We start from the raw sequence: 20,335 nt of genomic DNA, 5'->3' as shown, positions 1-20,335 counted from the left end.
GGCGCCTGTCCGCCGATATTGCCTCATTTTATAGTTTACTGTCCGTTTTTTTTGGATCGCGGATCAAGAATTTCCTGACGTCTCCTTATATTGTCCAGGCGTTTGTCCTGTGAATTTCTTGAATACCTCCGAGAAATGCCTGTAGGTATGGTATCCTACCATTTCACTGACTTCATTTACCTTGAGTCCCTTGCCCAGCAGCTTCTTGGCCAGCTCCATCCGGCAGCGGGTCAGAAATTTGATATAGCTTTCGCCTATCACTTCTTTAAACAGCACACTTAAATAAGCAGGATTCATATTGACATGCTCCGCCACTTCGACAAGCGTCAAGTCGCGGGTAATGTTGCTTTCAATATAAGCCCGCGCCTCCTCGATCGAAACATGCTTGACCCGTTCCCTTGATTCTGCCAATTCATTGGCAAAACGCTTCATCTGCTCACGGAACCAGTCGAGCATCCTGCCTTCCGCGCTCATCTCACGAATCTGGATATGCGGCAGGTAGTGCTTCTCCAGCTCCGCAATCCGATCCGCTGCCCCATTCTCTTTGTAGGCCCGCAGAGCGAGATATATCAGCTTCAGAATTTGGCTTTCGGCAATTTCCGGGTCCAGCTTCTCGGACTTAAGCCAATCAATAAACTGATCGACCTGTTCCAGCAGCTCCGCTTTGTTGCCGGCGCGGACATTCAGAATAATCGCCTCTTCCCGCTCCGACAGCCCTTCCGGCACAACAAGGAAATCCCCGATTTCCTCAACATGCAGACTGCCTTTGATCTTCAGAAAACGGGCAGACCGGAGCGCTTTTTGCGCTTCCTTGTAGCTTTGTGAAGCAAGCAGCACCGCAGGATAGGTCCTTCCTATACCGGCCATCGATTCCTCAGACGGGTGTTCGATCATATCCCAGAACCCGCCGGCGGGAAGCTCAAAATGATACACAACCAATATCCGTTCCTGACCATAGCGGAGCGGAACCGACAAAAAATCGCCATTTGCAGGCAAAACAAGCTCTTCGGTACAGACAAGGACTGTAATCCCCTGCAGTCTGTTTGCATCAGCGCCGAAGCTGTCCTTCCATTTGGGCAGGGCTTCCTCCGCCGCCAGCAGCAGATCCAGTGTCGCCTGCTCCAGCCGTTCATGCTTGCTGGCATTCCATTTTTGCTGCAGGGTTTTGATTTCCTGCTGTGAATGAAGATGATTCTTCATCTTCCCGATGGCCTTCTCGATACTCTGAATGGTAATCGGCTTCTCGAGATAGTCCTTTACTCCGAGCTGAATCGCCCGCTTCACATAATCAAATTCGTTGAACCCGCTGAAGACAATACAATAAGTATCAGGTGCTTCCCTAAGCACGATTTCAACCAGTTGCAGCCCGTCCAGCCCCGGCATCCGGATATCGGTAAAAATAATGTCAGGCTTCAAGGCCTGAAACAAAGCAAGCGCCGAATGTCCGTCAGTCGCAGTCCCGCACAGTTCAATCCCGTGGCCCGACCAGTCGATCATCGTTTGCAGGCCTTGCAGGACGATATATTCATCATCAAATACAGCAGCTTTAAGCATGATCGTTCACCTCTTTCGGCTGGAAGTAAAACCGGAATTCAACCCGCGTTCCGCCGCCAACCTCGCTTGTAATCCTAAATGTGCTGGATTCCCCGTAATACATCTTCAGCCGCTCCTTTACATTGCGCAGTCCGAACCCTTGTTCAATGGCCGCCATATCCGCAATGCCTACTCCGTCATCCTCCACCACGAAGGTGATCCAGCCATCCTTCACCTTACCGTGAAGCATAATCTTTCCGGCGCCAACCTTTGGCTCCAGACCATGATAGATCGCATTCTCCACCAGCGGCTGAATGATCAGCTTCAGCATTTCCATCCCCATTATAGCGCTGTCTACATCCTGAATGTATTCGAAACGATTGTTATACCTGATGTTCTGGATCGTCAAATAGTGCTCGATGTGCTTCAATTCTTTGTAGACAGGAATCATTTCATTGCCTTTATTCAAACTGAGCTTGAAGCTCTCCGATAAAGAAATAGCCATCTGGGCGACTTCGTGATTATTCTTCAGGGTTGCCATCCAGTAAATCGAATCCAGGGTATTGTATAAAAAATGCGGCTTGATCTGCGCCTGCAGCGCCCTAAGTTCCGCCTCCCGCTCCTTCAGCTCTGTATGAATGAGCCGTTCATTCAGCTCTTCGTTCTCGGAAGCCATCCGTTTAAAGGTCTCACCGATCACACCCACCTCATCCTGGCCAAAGGGCTCGGCGAAATCTCTCCGCCCTTTGGTCCAGTCGATCATCATTTTTTTGAGCTTCAGGAGAGGCTGTGTAATGCTGCCCGAGATAAAGAAAGAGAAGATGATGGCAATGGCGGCAATGAATGACGCAATCACAGCGGTGGCGGTGCCGATTTTGGTGGACTCCTTCAGCAGTTCTTTGGCCTGAATAACATTCAGGAACATCCAACCGGTGGTTTCATTCTTGTAATTCACGATCAGGAAGCCCTGGTCTTCCAGGCGCTTATAAATATCCGGCAGCTTGCCGGTCAGGCTCTTGGCCACCTCTGCGGAGCCGGGGGGATGGATCACCCGAATGTCGCCCTCCGAAGCATCAAGCGCAATAAACTCCCCGCCTCCGGCTCTGTTATCCGCGAATATGGCGCTGAATATGGCCCGGGATACATTCACTACCAGAATACCGGTGGGTGCTCCATTAAGGTCATCGGAATTTCTGAATAATTTGAGCGTCGAGAACGTTTTGGCTGAATCGCCAAAAACATTGTCCGGCAGAAATCTGACCTTGCCCTGAGCCTTCACCACATCCTTATACCATTTGGTTTGCTCTATAATTGCCCGCTTGTCCTTCTGCTCATAAATCCCCAGATTGTCGGAGCGTCCCAGACAATAAGGTTCAAATTCCAGGTCAATCAGACATACTGAGTCAACGTACCTGGAGCTTATAAAATTGCTGTTCATCATTCGCTGCAGCTGCCTTACAATCTCGTCCCGGATTGTATATCTATCAGAGGACGCGACATCCCGAGCATTGCGCAGACTGTCGCGGACCCCGTTGTTCAGGACAATCGATTCATTCATATTCAGGATATTGCGGTACAGCAAGTCTGCGACTTCGCTGGATGTCCGGAGCTGATCCTGATTGTTCTGCGTGTTCGTGGCCATTAGAGTTTCTTTGGAAATATCAAACGAGATATAGCCCAAAATGAACAGTGGAGGGACCGCGAGCAGGATCATCGCGGCGAGAAAGCGATTTCTGATCTTTTGAAATGGTGTTTGCAAGGCAAGTTTGATTTTTATCCAGCTGTTCTTCACAATAGCCCCCAGTGGTCTGAAATGTTGTCAGCACCATGATACTCCATCCTTTGTCCGGATTGCCAGAGGAAGCGTAAAATAACCTCACAAAGTGAGGCTGCGCTTCGATGATTATTCAGGTGATTTGCGGAGACCTCAAAACATATAAATTCTTATGTTAAAAAAGCCGTTTACGGATAAACGCCTCCATAAACGGCTTTATTGGACCCGGATGAACAAATTAACGGATATTCACAGCATCAAGCCAGGCCTTGGTGATCAGCGCATGCCCGGCAGGAGTGGCATGGACCCCGTCATGAGACCAGTAAGCCGCCTCTGCCCTGACGCATGCCTGGGCAAACAAGCCGTCCATCGGGACGAATGCCGTCTTGAATTCGCGGGACAGCTCCCGGATGATGCCGATCTTGGGGTCCAGGTCTTCCCTCCACAGCTTGTACTCAGGATGATTGGGAAATAAGAACGGTTCAATCAGCACCATTTCAGCTCCCATAGCCTTCACTTCAGTCAAGAGGCTGTGGTACAGCGCGTGAAACTCCCCGGCGCTTGTCGGATCATTCTCCGTATAACGCCGCCAGGTGTCATTGACACCGATCAGGACAGATACCAGATTCGGTTGCAACTCTATACAATCTTCCTGCCAGCGTTCCCGGAGATTCCTCGCTCTATCTCCACTCTTGCCGCGGTTGAGGAAGGTGAATTGCCGCTCGGGATACTTCGCCAGCAAGGCAGCCGAGGTCATCAGCGCATAGCCTCTCCCCAGATCGGACAGCTCCTCCCTGCTGCGGCCGGCATCGGTAAGACTGTCGCCCTGGAACAGGACCAAGGCATTTTGTTTAAGACTAATAGACATGTTTAACTCTCTCCTTGTTCAAAAATAGATTTAATAACACGTGTTATAACGCGTGTTTATCCAATTTTGTCATACCTTAATACCTTAAGCCTGCCGGCCGGATCACAGAGGCCAAATATTCACCGGAAGACTCTTCCGCGTTAAGATAACACGTGTAATTCAGTTTGTAAAGGGCAAATTCGCTCCGGCATTAGGCTGCACTGTGAGGTGAAAGATACAAATGTACGGAGCGCAGCGTTGCCGCAATAGTTAGTTTTCGGAGGCCTGGGCGGTCTGCGGCTGCAGACGGCGCAGCGCATTTCCTGCGCCCGGCTGCAGCCGGGCTGCTCCAACCGCAGCCAGCGTTGCCATGACTGCGAGCAGAAAAAAAGCGATGGAATAAGCCCCCGCCTTGCTCACCGAGCCGAAGAAAAACCGGGATAACGGCTCTCCGGCACGCAGGGCGATGGTTGCGGCAGCGATGCCGAAGGCGGCGGCCAGATTCTGCGAGGTGGACGCAAAGGCATTGGCATGCCGCACCTGCTCCGGCGGAACATCGCTGTATGCGATCGTACTGAAGCCGGTGAGCGCGGTGGAACGCGCAATGCCGCTCACCAGGGCAAGCAGCGCAATCAGCGCAATAGGCGTCGCCGCCGTAATAATTCCGCTGAGCAGCATCGTGATGGCCCCGAGCAGTGTCGAAGCGATCAGAACATTGCGAAATCCGAAGCGGTTGAGCAGAGGAGTGGTCGCAGGCTTGATCGCGATGTTCCCTATGAAGATGAACAATACAATTCCGCCCGCAAGCGTAGGACTCCAGCCAAAGATGTTCTGGAACAAAAGTGTCATCAAAAACGGCGCAGAGCCGACCATAATCCAATACAATGAGCTGCTTAGCTGAGCGGTCCGGAAGGTGCGGATCTTCAGCACCCTTAAATTCACAATGGGATGGGCAGCGCGGTAGAGATGCAGGATGGCGGCTACCGTAAAGAGTAAAGACACCGCCGACATCATCAGCCCCGAGCTCCATGAGGCCGAAGAATCAGCAAGCATATGCGCCGCATACGTCAGTCCGCCGACGCCGACCCCCATCAGCACCACTCCCGTTCCATCGAGTTTTGGTGCAGAGGAATCCGGGGGGATTCTTATCAGCTTCCAGGCAGCGGCAAATCCGGCTGCCCCTATCGGAAGATTGATAAGAAACAGCCATTTCCACGAGCCATGGGTCACAATCAGCCCTCCGAGCAGCGGCGCAATGGCAGGTGAGATCAGCCCGGGCCATACCAGATAGGACATGATCTTCATAAGATCCTTCTTCTCCGTATGCTGAAGGACCACCACCCGTCCGACCGGAACCATCATTGCCCCGCCTGCACCCTGTAATACACGCATCGCGACGAGCCCGGGCAAGCTTGTGGACAGCGCGCATCCCAGGGAAGCGAGGGTAAAAACGGCAATTGCCGCAAGAAATACCCGGCGCGTGCCGAAGTATTCGGCAAGCCAGCCGCTCAGCGGGATTAGAACGGCCAGCGTAACCATGTATGAAGTAATAACCAGACCTATTGCCGAGGAAGAAACTGCAAATGCCCGGCTCATTGCTGGAACCGCTGTAGTAACAATCGTACTGTCCAAATTTTCCATAAAGTAGCATCCGGCCACAAGCAAGGCCATATTGCGAAGCTTGGGATTGATCATTTCATTCTGCTCCTCTGCGGGCCGTTCATTTTTTCCAGCCCATGCTTTTCAGTTTATCGAGATCAAGAGATTCCTGAATATGCTGGATATGATCCCTCATAGCCTGGTACGCAGCCGCTCCATCCTGATTCTGAATGGCAGCAAAAATATTCCGGTGATAAGCTACAGATTCTTCAAAATGACGAGGATTCGTCGTATGTTCGCTGCTGAAGATCCCTCTGCTCTGGCTTACATGGCGAATCGTATCAATAATTTGCAGGAAAAAGTTATTGTGGGCGGCGGCGGCAATTCCCAGATGCACATCGTTGTCATGCTTCAAAACCGTTTCTATAGCCGCCTCATTCCGGATATAGAGCTTTATGCATTCCTCATGCCTCCGGATCGCCTCGCCTATCTTCTCAAGATCGGCGGCCGTCCGGTTCGCTGCCGCTAACTGGGCAGCATCCGCTTCAAGAACTGTTCTGGCCTCGAAAATCTCCTCAATTAACGAGCGGTCGAACAGGCTGTAGGTTCGGATCACCTTGCCGATAGCGCCGGGATTATATCCGCTGACGAAGGTTCCGTCCCCTTGCCTTGCTTCAAGGATGCCCAGCGTGGACAATGCACAAATCGCTTCGCGCAGCGGCACCCGGCTGATCCCCAGCTTCTCGGACAAACTCCGTTCATTCATTAGCTTGTCCCCGGCTTTCAGCTCTCCGCGCTCAATCTCGGAGAGGATATATTCAATGACTTGCTCCCGTACATTAGGTCTGGCCGAAGGGCACATGGAATTCTCCTTAAAAAAATAGATTGGTAATACCAATATTGGTATTACCAATCTATTTTAGATTCGGTGATTTTTCAAGAGATTGTTCCAGCGGTCATTGTACCACCTGCAGGCTACACTGCTGAAAACTAAGAAGCCTTCCTGCAGCAGGAAAAACACAGCAAGATACTATTGTCTGCCGCTTGTGCATATTCTGTCTTGATCGGAATACACGATAGGTGGTGGATAACCCATGAACACTGCGGCAGCCGGTTGCCCAGATTTCAGAGACCCGTCTTTTTTGAAACAGCATATTCTTCATACGGTTAATTTCTATGCTCCCCGGTGCATTGACCATAAGCACGGGGGATATATCAACTGCTTTCTGGATGATGGAACGGTGTGTGATCCTCTAACCAGGCAGCTGGTGGGAATGGCAAGATTTATCTACATTTTCAGTGCTGCCAGCCTGATCGGCGGGACGGAGGCAGAGGGATACCGCGCCGCCGCCGAGCATGGCCTGCGCTTCCTTCAGGAGCATCAGCAGGATCGGGAGCACGGGGGATACAATTGGACTCTATGCGGACAGCAGGTCGTGGACTCCACCAAATTTGCATACGGACACGCTTTTGCCCTGCTGGCTGCAGCCACTGCCTTCAAAGCGGGAATTGCCTGGGCGCAGCCGGTCATCGGGGAAATCTATACAGTGCTTGAAGAACATTTCTGGAGAGAAAATGACGGGCTCTATGTAGACGAAATATCTGCCGATTGGGCTGTCGTATCCCCTTACCGTGGACAGAACGCAAATATGCATATGTGCGAAGCGATGATGGCGGCTTACGAGGCCACCGGCGAACGCCATTACCTGGACCGCGCCAGGCGCCTGGCGCACTCCGTCATGTTCAAGCTGCTGCCGCAGTCGGGCGAATTAATCTGGGAACATTATAATGAGCATTGGCAGATTGACTGGAACTACAACAAGGACAATACGAAAAGCGAGTACCGCCCGTACGGCTTTATCTTCGGCCACGATATTGAGTGGAGCAAGCTGCTTCAGCTGCTCTGTCGGCATGCTCCAGAGACCTGGCTGCTGCCGCAAGCGGAAGCTTTATTCCATGCAGCGCTTGCCAAGGGCACTGACCGCAGGCACGGCGGCATCTTCTATGCGCTGGCCGCCGACGGCTCAGCCATTATCGATTCGGATAAGCTGTATTGGGTTATGGCCGAGACCATCGGAGCCTCTGCTTTATTCAGCGCCCGGACCGGCCGGCCGGAGTACGGCAATGGGTACGAAGAGATCTTTGCGTATTGCTGGAATGTGTTCATCGATCATCAGTACGGCGGCTGGTATCATCTGCTGGATTGCAAGAACCGGCGATACAGCAATATCAAAAGCCCGCCGCCCAAGACCGACTATCATCCGGTAACGAATTGCATGACTGCCCTATTGGCTTTTGGCGGACCGGATACGGCAGCCGCTCTTAAGCTGTAAGCCTCTTGCCGCCTGCTGTCTACGTAGTGACCATTTGTCCGCCGTTCACGTGAATGGTCTGGCCCGTAATGTACGATCCGTCGCCGGAGGCGAGCAGAACATAGACGGGAGCCAGCTCATAAGGCTGCCCCGCACGCTTCATCGGCACATCCGAACCCAGGGTTCTTATGGCCTCCGGCGGCTGGGTTGCCGCATTAAGCGGAGTCCAGATCGGCCCCGGAGCAACCGCATTGACACGAATGCCCTGTGTGGCCAGATTGTTGGCCATCGCCCTGGTGAAGCTGACGATCGCCCCCTTCGTGGAGGAATAGTCGATCAGATCTTCCCGTCCGATATAGGCATTCACCGATGTTGTATTCACGATACTGCTGCCCCGGCGCAGATACGGGAGAACCGCCTTGGTAAGGTTGAACATTGCAATGATGTTCACCTCGAAGGTGGTACGCAGCTGCTGCAGACTGATCTCCAGCAGCGAAGGGAGGACGAACTGCACCCCGGCGTTATTGATCAGAATGTCAATGCGGCCGAAGGCTTGCAGGGTGGAATTCACAATGTGCGCAGGGGTATCTTCACATCTTAGATCAACCGGCAGCAGCAGGGCGCGTCTGCCCAGCCGGTTCACCGCTTCGCGGGTTTCCACGGCATCCTGGTGTTCGTTCAGATACACAATCACGATGTCCGCACCCTCCTTGGCGAAGGCGACAGCCACCGCACGGCCGATCCCGCTGTCGCCTCCGGTAATGATAGCCACCTTATCCTTCAGCTTGCCGGTGCCTATATATTCAGGATTGTCGAATAGGGGACGCGGTACCATTAAGTATTCCAGGCCTGGTTGTTGGAATTGATGCTGTGGAGGAAAGCTGATAGGGATCTCCTGGCATTTTAGTTCTGTTCCAAGGCACGGCTCATTTACATTCATAGGGGTCTTCCTTTCACTTTGGCATTCTAATGAAAGTATATTCCCTCTGGGCGGTTTGGTGCCTATGCCGGAGCCAGCTGCTTCTTTCAGTTCAAACTCAAACAGCGCGTACCGGTTGGAATACCGGTACGCGCTGTTCGTTTAGTTATGTCAGAAACGGAACCAGTTCACATCCGCGACACTTCCGCTTGCAGGTTTCTTGAAGACCAGATAAACATTCTTAACACCCGATGCTCCTGTAACCGGAATACTGACGGTATTGAAGACGGACCAGCTCCCTGTGGAAGGCAGAAGGATCGAGCCCAGCAGCGTGCCGGTCGGACTGCCGGAGCGGATCTCAAACGTTCCGTTTGTATTGACGGTAGCGTATCTGACCTCTATCGCGGACACACCCCCGGAACCGAAATTCACATTATTGTAGCCGGCATAATCATTGTTGTCCGTGGAGCCGATTTTGCTGCCGCCGCCCGCATCCGCTGTAGTCGATACGCTGAGGCCGGATTGCACGGAATAGTTCTCAGCTTCGATGAGGGTCTGTGTGGTATAGCTGAACCAGTTGATATCGGCCACGCTGCCGCTTGTCGCTTTTTTGAATACCATAAAGACATTCTTGATTCCACTTGCCCCCGTGAACGGGATGTTTACCGTATTATAGACAGACCAGCTTCCCGTTGACGGCAGCAGCAGTGATCCAAGCAGCGGACCGGTGGAACTGCCCGTAAACTCCCTTTTTCCGGTCATCCAGAATATCAAGGTTGCGGTAAATATTACTCTTTGCACTTCTTGATGATATCGTCCATCTCTGACCCGAGAAAATCGATTAACATGATTTCATCGAACATGTTAACTACCCTCTCTATTTTGAAAAAACTTAAATACTCAATCTTTATTTCAAAGCTTATCTTTCAGATTTGATTTTATTCGATTTTTCAAATGACCTATGTAGATTTGTTTTGGTTCAGATGGATCATTTTTTTTGATAACAGCTTTATGAATTGAATCTATTTCTTTAGCAAAATTGTAAGCATTGGGGCCAAACCCCAAACTTCTCTTTAGTGGTCTATAGTATTTGACTAGAATTTTGGTAGCCTCATCTTTCTCATATCCCAGAAGCTTAAGTTCACGAATCACATCTTTAACATAGGGTTTGTCCATCATATGTCCACTACTTGGATTATTCATTATTTTCCTCCTGCCTCTTATGGATTAGCTTGTGACTCAAAACTGTCCGTCATCATTTAAAATATTCTTCTGAACACCACTTTATCTTTACTTCTCTACTTTTTTCATGGATTTTCAATAGCTGATTTAGAACAAAAATACGTTGAACTATGTCTTCAGCTATAAAAAATTGCCTCTTGTAATAGTTTATTTGTGTCTGATATGGACTTTGGTACTTTTCGTTATTTTCATATACGTGTAGTAGTTTAACATGAAGATCATAAATTTCTTTGTATTTCATAATAACTCCCTTCAGCTGTTAAAAAGTTTATTTTTTTGAATATGCTCTTTTTAAATTTATTTAGTCGAACTACTTTCATTTACAAAAAAGCAACCCCCTTGTTGGCAAGTCGCTTCTAAATCACTCTTTTGAAATTAGTGTTTAAATATCTTACCGCTTCGCCTTATAAAACTCATGATACAGCTTCATCAGTGCCCTTTTCTCTATCCGCGAAACATAACTCCGCGAGATCCCCAACTCCTTTGCGATTTCCCGCTGCGTCCGCTCTTCCCCACCTGTATCTAATCCAAACCGACCAACCACAACTTCCTTTTCCCGATCATCTAGTATATCAAGGTTACGATAAATTTTACTCTTCTCAATCTTCAGATCCACTTCCTTAACAATATCATCTGCTTCAGAACCAAGGATATCGATCAATGTGATTTCATTACCTTCCTTGTCTGTCCCAATCGGATCGTGAAGAGATACGTCTTTTCGTGTTTTTTTCAGAGAGCGAAGGTGCATTAATATCTCATTCTCAATACAACGTGCGGCAAAAGTAGCGAGCTTTGTACCTTTGTTCGGTCGGTAACTCTCAATGGCTTTAATTAATCCGATGGTTCCTATGGAAATTAAATCTTCCATATCTTCCCCAGTATTGTCGAATTTTTTTACTATATGTGCGACGAGACGAAGATTATGTTCAATTAATAGATTTCTAGCTTTGGCATCTCCTTCAGCCATCATCCCTAAGTATTTACTCTCATCCTGTTCCGAGAGCGGTTGTGGAAAAGCGTTGTTTCTTACATAAGAAACAAGCAAGGTTAATTCTTTAATCAGTAACGCTATTGTGCTTATTATACCTGGCAATATATCGACACCTCCCGCACTTGTACAATGAAACCGGCCAGTAGTGTTCACTACGGGTTCATGGTCTCTTTATTGTATGTGGGGAGATGCCTAGAAGTGCATGTACGTCGAAAATCTAGATAACAAAAATCAAAGAGTATCCTCATTAACCACTTTTGTTACCTTTTTCTCGTGCTTGCATGTATAGTTTCTTATTTAGCGTAAAAGGAGTATCTGTTCCTTTTTCATTTTGTGTTCCCACAAGTTCGCTTAGGCTGCCAACTATGCTGATATTAAACCCTTCTTCATCTGATTTGATGATAACGTCATCGATAAGTGATTCAACTATAAATCTTTTATCATCAAAAGCTAATTCCGCTCCTTTGCTGCTGATAAACATATTTATCCGCTCAATCAGCTTAATATTTTCCTCATGGGAAAAATGCCGTTCTTTGTGTTTTTTGATTTGCTCTTCATATCGATCAAATTCAGTCTGTAGATCATTTATCTCCCGAGTTAATTTATGGGACTCAGTAGCCAGCTCATCCTCCGAAATAACATCCCTCCGAAACATAATTTTCAACTTGTCTGTCTCTTTTCTTTTATCCTCGATCTGACCTTGGACCTTGCCTGCGGTTAATAACAATTCATCGACGACTTCTGCTACTTGACCCTCCAGCCTCTTTATATAGTCTTCTGGATTAGACAAGGCCTCCATAACCATATCCCAGATAAACTCCTCGAGTACATCCGCACGAATACTGCGAGTAGGGCAGCGATCAGTTATACCGTAAACCCTAGGAAAAAGATACAGGCAACGGTAACATCTGTACTTCACTCTAGTACCTGTCTTCTTATCTTTACGCCCTGAGTATGTAGTCCCTCCCCATTTATGACCACAATCACCACATCGAATAAGAGATCTTAACAAATAATTATTGTGCATATTTCCCGATCGAGTGTTATTCTTAACACGCTGTTGCCGCACTTGAGCGAACAATTCCACTGACACAATAGGTTCAACTTCCACCATAATCCATTCACTTCGATCCCGAACTGAATAGGTCTTTTTAGGAGCACCTGTTTGAGTTCGCTGTCCTTTGATTTTTTTCACTTTTCTACGGTTGTAATAATACTTCCCTATATAGATTTCAGAACAAAGAATTCTGGCAATGGAGCTTGCTCCCCAATTTCCATTTGCTGAACGTTTTGGCGGGACTCCCAAATCAAAAAGTTTATTGCCAATTTGACGAATCGTCATATTTTCATTTAGATACCAGTGGTATACCTTTCTCACATAATCTGCTTCCATCTGGTTTATAAGCAACTTTCCTTCAACCCAATCGTAGCCAAAGGGGGGCACGCGCATGGGCATAATTTTTTTGTCTTTCTCTACGGCCTTCAATCTTCCCCGAACCGTTCTCTTCTTAATAAGTGAAAGCTCATATTGAGCGATGACACTCATTAAGTTGAAAAACAACTGTCCTTCAGGTGTATTCTGATACTCCGTATCAACAAATATCAGTTGAACATCACGTGACTCAAATTCCCGGCACAAAAACAACTTATCTGTTAAGTCACGCGACAGTCGATCCGGATGGGTAATGATAACCCTGTCAATCAAGTGATCATTAATTGCTTGACGCAGTTCATTCATTGCCGGCCGTTCAATGTCTTCGCCGCTAAAGCCTTCTTCACGGTAAACTTTAACAGAATCAGTGTGAATACCAAGCTCAATAGCTTTGATCATACAGAGCTCGATTTGGTTTTCAAGACTGTGTCCCTCTACTACTTGCATTCCCGTTGAGACCCGTCCGTAAATTGCAGTATACAAAGAATCCCTCCTATTCAATAACTCATTTTTTTCTCTCTTCAAAACATCCTTATAGCTTAAATAGGACTATTCACATTTTTTTCGTTTTTGTAGTATGAACATCATTGGTTTCCAAAAGAGCCATCTATCTATTTTCCATCAACAGAACATACGTTCGTATATCTTTATTCTGTCCAATTGAATTAAAAATAAACCGACTGCAATTAGTCGGTTATTTGATTATTTTTTTTAAGATATAATCGATGACTTTCTCCTTAGCATTCGCTGCTTGAGTTACTCTCAATGCATTCTTACTTGTTTCTAATTTGTTTATTTCTAGACGATTATTGTTCATTTTTTTCTTTACTTTTCGTAACTTCAATCGTTTTAATCCTTTCTTCTTCTTCCTTGATCCAATGCTTTATAATCTCTAATGCCCTATCTCTGTTTTTCTGGTCATCGTTAGACAAAATAAAAAACCTCCTGATAATCAAGTTATCAGAAGGTTTTACGCTAATAGCTACTGCTTTTCATTTGTATTTTCAAAAATCCAATTTTCTAAATTCTATGGGTACACTAAATAGCATTTGGCGGTTTGCTAAACATATAATTGCTGCATTCCTTTGGCTCGGAATGGCAGTCAGTACATCTCCAAGAATACAGTCAAAATTACTATTTAATGCAGCTAACAACTCATTATATTCCCTTATATCTCCTAACTGATTAAAGCTCTCCACGAGGAAATTCCCATTCCTACATTCAACTCTGAGGAATAAAGAGTTATCAGGATTAACTCCCTTAAGAATGAAATTCCGTATCCAGACCTCTGTATCCTTCACACTATTTAACATTTTCAAAAAAGATTTCAACTTATCCTTTTCAAGACCTAAATGATGAAAGTGATACGTTACCCATTCGTTATCCTTTATACTTTCTTCCACTAACCATTCAGGAGGGACACGGAAAAGTATCGCTAATTGAGCAATGAGTTTCTGGGTAATTTTTGTATCAAAAGAACCCGATCCCAAGAACTTTTGAATTGGTGTATGACTAGCATAACCAATAATTTTGGCAGTTTCTCTATATGTCATACCAGTGGATTTGAGTAGAAATTCACGTCGTATCTTTAAAGACAATCCCTTTAAAAACCTATTATAATCATCTGCCGATAATCTTAACAACGGATTACACACAAACTGCCCCTTATTAAGGAAGTTTTCTTCATAATACTTAACGGTCATTTTTCCTCTGCCAACATTTTTCCCGGCCTCTAACATCCTACTTAAATAAGAATACTCTTCGGTTGAACTACTCATTCCCATGCTATCACCAAATATAGTGTATAAGCTGTAGGGTATCGATGCTCATTTGTATTTTCAAAAATACAAATGAGCATATCAAGTATTACTCGTCTATAATACGTAATCAATTACAAAATGCATGCTTTAACAATACATTTGTCCCAAATTGGACCTGTAGTATGAAGTAAAAAAAGAGGGAACGAATGGATTAATCCAAATAAGATTATTAGTACTCTATTAATCTCTAAATATTTGTTTTCCATAGCCCCACCTCCTTTCGTAAGTTTCTTCTACTTATTTGATCGTTTTCCGAATTTAGGAAGTAATAAAATACATTTTAGTTAATTTTGGTTTTATAAAATAACAAAAAAAGGCAGAAATCTTGATTTCTTCTGTAACGAAGAAGCAAAGTTTCCACCTTCAAAAAAGAAGGTGGAAACTAATGTTTATTTTTACCATTATCGGTCAATAACTCAAAGTATAAATAAAAAAATCTTTTTCAACTTCTAATATTAGAAGCGAAAAAGATTTACCTAATGTTATTAATGAGTTCGAACCCAACCTGTAAGGTGAATTTCCACAACGCAAATAAGCTGAGGATCAAGCCATTCGGCAATTAAGAATTAAATTCTCCTTGAGGCGCTTGCCAGGAGAGCAATTTTAGACTGTTTTTATATAGGAAAATTATATCTAACATCTAGTAATCCGTCTACTATTTCTAAGGAGGATAAATTAATGCTAAATAATTTATCAAATATTGATTTAAATAGCCCCTCTGAGCATGAAACTAATCAAAAACTCAATCATTTCATTAGCGAAATTCGTTCATATTTGGAGACAATTCAACAGAAGAATAAAGGAATAATCAACCCCAATAAACTTTCTCATCTAAAAAAATTCAACGACTTCCTTGACTCCGTATCTTTTGATGAACAGTTGGCCAATTTGAACGAACGGTATCTTAAGGACTATAAAGAAAAAATATCACAATATTCAGTATCTTATCAGACTAACCTACTAATTGTAGTTAAAAGTGTCTTTCATTTTCATAGTATATATCAATTTGATCATTTACTTACTCTTCCATCTGGTAGATCCCTAAAAAAGAATCATAATCCAAACAAAAAGCTTGAAAATCTAAAGATTTTAGATTTTGTATCTTATCTAGATAACTTTAAAAAGTTCAGCCAAACTATCAATAACAAGAAACATCTGAAAACTTTTTATAAATATCTTCAAGAACACTTTCCACATTTAAAGTTGGACGAACAGTCAGACTTCTCAAATGTGAGATTGCACCATATCAAAGAATTTGAAAAATATCAATTAGAAAGAGCTTCATTTAAAAAAATATCAAAAAAATATGTTTATTCAATATCACGCTCATTGAGAATGTTTTTCGATTATTTGAGAAAAAAAGGAATATCGAATATTAAGTATGTTCCTCCCAGTTTCCTACAAAGAGATAGTAATCGGGCGAACGAGTACGTAGAAGAAATAGATATAAGATTAATGATTGATTCTTTCTTTAAAGAAATAAGTGCAACAAACAGAAACCCAAAATTCCTATATCGAAATTTAGCCATATTCCTGATTTTGTTGAATACAGGATGTCGTCCCATTGAAGTTTGCAATCTTAGTACCTCTGATATTTGGTTATCTGAAGGAGCAATTTTGCTAAGATCTAAAAAATCAGGAAAGAGAAAATTAAAATTAGACCGTGAAGTTGTATATTATCTTAAACATTACTGTGAAATACGTCACACTTTTAATCCCAAGAGCGACATTCTTTTTCTCAAAAAAGATGGTGACGGTATGTTTCAAAGAAACATCTATAAAGTCTTCCAGGGAGTAAATAAAAAAACTTTTAATAAGATGATTAATTCCCCCAAGTCTCTCAGGCATACTTATATAACAAATGCTTTGGATAGTCTAAATGACATAAGAAAAGTAGCAGAAGCCGCAGGTCACAAAATATGGAGTTCAACAGACTACTACAGATATAGAAGTACGGAACGCTTGAAAAATAATACTATTGAATATGACCCCACAGGGTTATATGAGAGGGAGTTTGAAGATGGCCATTCAAAAAAAAGTTAATGGTCTGAGAGAATTATGTGATGCTTTAAACATAGAATTTGAGCTTTTAAAGGCTGTTCAAGAGAATAAAGAATTTGTATCGCATCAACTGCTTTCATTGAATGCGCTAAAGACCATATCCGAAGTGATCCAAGAATTTATTGAATATTTAAGAAAAAATGTAAAGCTGGGGATCATTGAAGCGAAAACTGCTGAGAGTTACATCCACTTTCTTAGACCATTTCTTCAATTCATTGAGAAAAACTACAAAACATATGATATTAGTAAGCTTGATATAGTTATATTTAACGAATATCTAATTACATGCAAGTCTTTTAAAAATAAAGATGCCGTAACAGCAGGTACTAAAAATACCTACTTAAAATTCATTCGTAAAATGCTATATTTTGCAATGGATAATGGATATTTGTTTTTAAAAGATGGAGAATACCATATAAAAAATAAGTTTCGATGGGACCGCATACCTCGTGATCCAAGGTGTATACCAGATGAGTTGGTTAAGAGGATTCTACGAGCATCCACCTTTACCAAAAACCCTTATCGTAATCACGCCATACTCTGTACACTTCTTGCAACTGGTGCACGAGTAGAGGAACTTGTAAATATAAAAATCAACGATGTTAATTTTGAAAAAGATTTCATCAAACTCACAGGCAAGTATAGAAAAACAAGACTTGTGACACTGTATCCTTTACTAAAAAAAGTTTTACTTGCCTATCTTGATCTGCGTCAAATAAGCAATCTCACATCAAACCAATACCTATTTACGACTTCATATAGAAAAAAGGAGAATGGAATGACCAAATCTTCTGTTCAGAAAATGATTTTCAAACTATTTAAGGATATAGGCTATGCCAATGAATACTCAACCCACTGTTTTAGACATACGTTTGCAGTCAATTGCCTAAAAGCCGGCATGAAGATTGAGTACATTGCGGAATTAATGGGGCATGAACATATTGAGACAACGATGATTTATACTACTATGCTTTCTGAGGATTTATTAAAAGAAGTTCAAAAATACCCTATTCCCCTTGAGGAAGTTCTTTTTACTTTATTAGGAGTTGAAGACTAGATGAGACCGTTAATCGAAGAGATAGAAAGGTTTTTAAGCAGCGCAAACTATGTAAATATCACCAAACAAAGATATCGAAAACACCTCATTGCTTTTACTGAGTATCTCTCTAAATTAATTAATGAACCTGTAGAGCAAGTCACACTAACCAAGATATACTACATCTCAATGAACGATGCTGAAGCGAATTCTATTTTTTATCAAATCGATGCTCCGATTTTAGATGAATATTTTGAGTTACATCTAGCCAAAGGATATAGGTGGTTAGCAGCCTTCAAGTCAGCCATTAGCAGTCTTTTTAAATACCTAGGTGCAAATTATAATTTTCAAAACCCTATTTATGAAATTGAGTTTCGATTAGAAGATCATAAGCCAGAACCAAAAAACAAGCGTATTTTAAATAGACAAGAAATACTAAAATTGATGATGAGTATTGTCGAGTACAGCAAAGATGTTGAGAGAGACTGTCTTCTCTTCGTCACTTTACTTTCGACCGGAGGCAGAATTGACGAGGTACTTAGTTTAAAAAAGAAAGATATTCGTACAGAAAACCATGTTTTTTTTCTAGCCAAAACGAAGAACAAAAGAAGCAAATATGTGGTCACTAGAATTGGATTAACAAAAGCGATTGAAATTTACTGTCAAAAAAAACATTTAGATACTGAAGATTATATTTTCACTAACGGAAGTAACAGTAAACCAATATCACAGAGTAGTGTCAGAAAATTATTAAATTACTATCTTGAGAAAAAAAATATCCTTCCAGCAAGAATCCATGATACAAGACGTTCATTCGCTACCATCATGTATGAGAACGGCACAGATATCGATATTATTAGACAACTCATAAATCATGAAACCATAAACTCTACAAAAATCTATATTGGGGATGGTATCGTACGTAACGAAACCATAAATATTCCACTGTACGATTCAATATTTTCAGATATGAGAAAAAAACGATTGAATAAAACAGATCGTAGTTTATGAGCAAATCATAAAGGATCCCCGACTTCAGATGAAAATAATTAAAACTAGACATTAATAGAGTTTGAATAAGATAAATACATGACATTCCAGATTTCATCTGAATTACACTTGTAATTTGTACTATTTAGATCATTTTTCACTTTAAGTACAGTGAATAAATGTCAAGAATATTATCCAATCCATCCAATAATTCTTCAACTTGTGGATCTCTCTTTGAACCCACGCAATCATTTAAGCAAGTATACGTTGTTGGAGTTGTAGAAATAAGAGGGGCTATGAAATAGTTATCTGGTAAATCAAATGTTTTATTGATTTTTTCAATTTCTTTATTGTATTTCTCAGATTCAAGACCTTCACCTTTAATGATCCGATCAATATTACGCCGGGAGACGTCAGATAATTTCGATAAAGATAATTTCGAATAACCTTTCTTCCGAATAAAGATAACCAAGTTTTTAGCAATCTTTTCACGATGATCGAAAAAATTCAGGTTCATGTTATTACTCCTCTTTTACCACGTATTATAGTTAATCTCATACAAACAAAGAGAGGTATCCTAAGCAGCCATTAATTAGCTTTCGGGACACCTCTTAAGTATTAATCAGTTTATTGTTTAAATATTCATCTAAATACACTTGATGGAATTCATCTGTAGGAAGTAATCCCAGAACTTTATATTTCCAGATCGTTCGTTGTTTAGAAGGATTGAAAACAACCTCATCATAATTATAATCGATATTAAACTTACCTGAAGAATCCAAATTCATTGTCAGATTTGTCCAAGCTTGATCAAGTGTGCCTCTAGAGCCCTCATTTAATTCAACAAAATATTCTTGTAACTCCCTACATAACCGATCATATATAAGTTCATCTACTCCATAAACTTTAGGGATACTATGACTATAAATTAGCTCCTTTTTTGTATTAGATTCGAAGTAAAAATAGATAATTCTTGAACCAGGTAATATTTCTGCGTAAAGATAAATCTTACTCCACTCATCAGGGATTATTCCTATTAGCTTATTTCCGATAAGTTGATATAGTTCTTCCGTTTTATTCACTGACATGTTAACCTCCAACTTGATTTAAGGTTCGCAATTGTTAATAGTGTATTTCACTTGAAAATAAGATGGTCTTTGTGACACTCCAGAATATACTGGTTCTATCTTAACATTTACACTTTTGTGATTTTGAAGCGCGATTCCCCACACTTCCTCCATTTGATACCATTTCACGCCAGGTCCATTAATTTGAGGGTTCATAGCAACCAAATTATCTAAATCTACAGATCCATTAAATGAAGATGCTATTAAATGTCCACCAACATCTGGTTTTTGTAAGTCTCTAATACGATCTTGTCTACCTGCTATACCTTGAGCATATTCGTTTCTAGTCGCTGAATTTAAAACAAGGCTGCCTTCAACCCTATTAATCCTACCCATGTTATCAGTAGTATAAGTATAACCGTTTTTCTATAATAAACATTCTCGGTTAACACTTTAATTCTACCACTCTTCTTATAATGATCCCCAGTCATCGCGCCAGATCTGACCTGTAGAATGTATAAAAAAAGGGAACATACGGTTTAAAGCATATAAGATTAATAGTAACCTATTTATCTGTAAATATCGGTGCAGGGATCATTGACCACTATCTTATGAACCAAGTAAATAATGGTTTTTCTAATTTAGAATCATCTACCCTTGCTTTAAAGAGTTTTTTCAGGTTTTTAACAAACAACCGTAATTTCTCTAATAT

18 protein-coding genes and 1 pseudogene are annotated in these 20,335 nt (G+C 42.8%); 4 read left to right on the top strand and 15 right to left on the bottom strand.

Translation table 11 applies throughout. The features are described 5' to 3' along the window. Nucleotides 1-63 precede the first annotated feature (63 nt). From MKZ09_RS07620 to MKZ09_RS07600, 5 genes are all read right to left on the bottom strand, one after another. Complete coding sequence (locus MKZ09_RS07620) at nucleotides 64-1,554, bottom strand: response regulator transcription factor (protein ID WP_076208442.1); 1,491 nt, start codon at nucleotides 1,552-1,554, stop codon at nucleotides 64-66. Continuing rightward, nucleotides 1,547-3,325, bottom strand: coding sequence for a sensor histidine kinase (locus MKZ09_RS07615; protein ID WP_076208443.1), 1,779 nt, complete (start codon nucleotides 3,323-3,325; stop codon nucleotides 1,547-1,549). Before MKZ09_RS07615 ends, MKZ09_RS07620 begins: the two co-directional genes overlap by 8 nt. A 220-nt stretch (nucleotides 3,326-3,545) precedes the next feature. Next, nucleotides 3,546-4,175 carry an SGNH/GDSL hydrolase family protein gene (locus MKZ09_RS07610; protein ID WP_076208444.1) on the bottom strand — a complete coding sequence of 210 codons (630 nt, stop codon included), beginning with the start codon at nucleotides 4,173-4,175 and terminating at the stop codon, nucleotides 3,546-3,548. Nucleotides 4,176-4,424: 249 nt separating this feature from the next. Beyond that, nucleotides 4,425-5,849 (bottom strand): MFS transporter, encoded by a 1,425-nt coding sequence (locus MKZ09_RS07605; RefSeq protein ID WP_076208445.1) that lies wholly within the window; start codon nucleotides 5,847-5,849, stop codon nucleotides 4,425-4,427. A 25-nt stretch (nucleotides 5,850-5,874) separates the two neighbouring features. After that, nucleotides 5,875-6,615 carry a FadR/GntR family transcriptional regulator gene (locus MKZ09_RS07600; protein WP_076208446.1) on the bottom strand — a complete coding sequence of 247 codons (741 nt, stop codon included), beginning with the start codon at nucleotides 6,613-6,615 and terminating at the stop codon, nucleotides 5,875-5,877. 232 nt (nucleotides 6,616-6,847) lie between these two features. Between MKZ09_RS07600 and MKZ09_RS07595 the strand changes: the two genes are divergently transcribed. After that, the gene (locus MKZ09_RS07595) at nucleotides 6,848-8,086 is read left to right on the top strand and encodes an AGE family epimerase/isomerase (protein ID WP_076208447.1); all 1,239 of its coding nucleotides are present in this window, start codon (nucleotides 6,848-6,850) and stop codon (nucleotides 8,084-8,086) included. A 19-nt stretch (nucleotides 8,087-8,105) separates the two neighbouring features. Here the strand turns inward: MKZ09_RS07595 and MKZ09_RS07590 are convergent, their stop codons facing one another. The 7 genes from MKZ09_RS07590 to MKZ09_RS07560 all read right to left on the bottom strand — a co-directional run bounded on the left by MKZ09_RS07590 (nucleotide 8,106) and on the right by MKZ09_RS07560 (nucleotide 14,427). Beyond that, on the bottom strand, nucleotides 8,106-9,005 hold the full coding sequence (locus MKZ09_RS07590; protein WP_076208448.1) for an SDR family oxidoreductase: 900 nt from the start codon (nucleotides 9,003-9,005) through the stop codon (nucleotides 8,106-8,108). A 150-nt stretch (nucleotides 9,006-9,155) separates the two neighbouring features. Further along, complete coding sequence (locus tag MKZ09_RS07585; RefSeq protein ID WP_143767398.1) at nucleotides 9,156-9,785, bottom strand: carbohydrate-binding protein; 630 nt, start codon at nucleotides 9,783-9,785, stop codon at nucleotides 9,156-9,158. A gap of 111 nt (nucleotides 9,786-9,896) precedes the next feature. Further along, nucleotides 9,897-10,187, bottom strand: coding sequence for a hypothetical protein (locus tag MKZ09_RS07580; protein WP_076208450.1), 291 nt, complete (start codon nucleotides 10,185-10,187; stop codon nucleotides 9,897-9,899). A 430-nt stretch (nucleotides 10,188-10,617) separates the two neighbouring features. Next, nucleotides 10,618-11,319, bottom strand: a complete 702-nt coding sequence (gene sigK, locus MKZ09_RS07575; protein WP_076208452.1) for an RNA polymerase sporulation sigma factor SigK — start codon at nucleotides 11,317-11,319, stop codon at nucleotides 10,618-10,620. 145 nt (nucleotides 11,320-11,464) lie between these two features. Continuing rightward, entirely contained in the window at nucleotides 11,465-13,132 is a 1,668-nt protein-coding gene (locus MKZ09_RS07570) for a recombinase family protein (RefSeq protein WP_076208453.1), read from the bottom strand. 323 nt (nucleotides 13,133-13,455) lie between these two features. After that, complete coding sequence (locus tag MKZ09_RS07565; RefSeq protein ID WP_256719326.1) at nucleotides 13,456-13,581, bottom strand: hypothetical protein; 126 nt, start codon at nucleotides 13,579-13,581, stop codon at nucleotides 13,456-13,458. 72 nt (nucleotides 13,582-13,653) lie between these two features. Next, a complete protein-coding gene (locus tag MKZ09_RS07560; RefSeq protein ID WP_076208454.1) occupies nucleotides 13,654-14,427 on the bottom strand; it encodes a hypothetical protein in 774 nt (257 codons plus the stop codon). A gap of 720 nt (nucleotides 14,428-15,147) precedes the next feature. Between MKZ09_RS07560 and MKZ09_RS07555 the strand changes: the two genes are divergently transcribed. Genes MKZ09_RS07555 through MKZ09_RS07545 form a run of 3 tightly spaced genes read left to right on the top strand, consistent with a single transcriptional unit; the run spans nucleotide 15,148 to nucleotide 18,577 of the window. Next, nucleotides 15,148-16,512 (top strand): tyrosine-type recombinase/integrase, encoded by a 1,365-nt coding sequence (locus MKZ09_RS07555; RefSeq protein ID WP_076208455.1) that lies wholly within the window; start codon nucleotides 15,148-15,150, stop codon nucleotides 16,510-16,512. Continuing rightward, complete coding sequence (locus MKZ09_RS07550; RefSeq protein ID WP_076208456.1) at nucleotides 16,490-17,587, top strand: tyrosine-type recombinase/integrase; 1,098 nt, start codon at nucleotides 16,490-16,492, stop codon at nucleotides 17,585-17,587. The genes MKZ09_RS07555 and MKZ09_RS07550 overlap by 23 nt, the downstream gene beginning before the upstream one ends. After that, nucleotides 17,588-18,577: a tyrosine-type recombinase/integrase gene (locus MKZ09_RS07545; protein ID WP_076208457.1), complete on the top strand. Its 990-nt coding sequence runs from the start codon at nucleotides 17,588-17,590 to the stop codon at nucleotides 18,575-18,577. It begins immediately after the preceding gene. A 136-nt stretch (nucleotides 18,578-18,713) separates the two neighbouring features. On the opposite strand, the gene MKZ09_RS07540 is transcribed toward MKZ09_RS07545, so the two are convergent. From MKZ09_RS07540 to MKZ09_RS07530, 3 genes and pseudogenes are all read right to left on the bottom strand, one after another. Then, a complete protein-coding gene (locus MKZ09_RS07540; protein WP_076208458.1) occupies nucleotides 18,714-19,073 on the bottom strand; it encodes a hypothetical protein in 360 nt (119 codons plus the stop codon). A 94-nt stretch (nucleotides 19,074-19,167) separates the two neighbouring features. Further along, nucleotides 19,168-19,638, bottom strand: a complete 471-nt coding sequence (locus MKZ09_RS07535; RefSeq protein ID WP_179089647.1) for an immunity protein YezG family protein — start codon at nucleotides 19,636-19,638, stop codon at nucleotides 19,168-19,170. A 24-nt stretch (nucleotides 19,639-19,662) separates the two neighbouring features. Beyond that, a pseudogene (locus tag MKZ09_RS07530) lies at nucleotides 19,663-20,034 on the bottom strand (DNA/RNA non-specific endonuclease); the annotation flags it as partial. Nucleotides 20,035-20,335 lie beyond the last annotated feature (301 nt).

This window comes from Paenibacillus sp. FSL R5-0908 (assembly GCF_038006245.1).
GTDB classification, from domain to species: Bacteria; Bacillota; Bacilli; order Paenibacillales; family Paenibacillaceae; genus Paenibacillus_AQ; species Paenibacillus_AQ odorifer.
This window is presented reverse-complemented; position numbering and strand designations above follow the sequence as displayed.